1 protein-coding gene is annotated in these 282 nt (G+C 50.4%); it reads left to right on the top strand.

The window, feature by feature from the left end; translation table 11 throughout:
• A partial coding sequence (locus KMS84_RS44515; protein WP_256921573.1) for a cation diffusion facilitator family transporter occupies positions 1-282 on the top strand: 282 nt, incomplete at both ends.

The raw sequence follows: 282 nt of genomic DNA, 5'->3' as shown, positions 1-282 counted from the left end.
CACAGATACTGCTGCTCTGGCAATTTCACTGATTGCTCTCCAAATAGCCAAGCGGCCAGCGGACCAGAAACGGACTTTTCGATACGCTCGCATAGAGATCCTAGCCTCAACGTTCAATGCCTTATTACTCTTTATGGTCGCTGCCTACATTTTGTACGAGGCGTATCAGCGCTTGCTAGTACCGTCGGAGATTGCTACCGGTGCGATGATGTGGATCGCAATTGGGGGTCTTTTTGTGAACCTGATATCGATGCGTCTGCTCTCCTCTGCCAGCAGTGAAAG

Source organism: Streptomyces hilarionis, assembly GCF_024539675.1.
Taxonomy (GTDB): domain Bacteria; phylum Actinomycetota; class Actinomycetes; order Streptomycetales; family Streptomycetaceae; genus Streptomyces; species Streptomyces hilarionis.
This window is presented reverse-complemented; position numbering and strand designations above follow the sequence as displayed.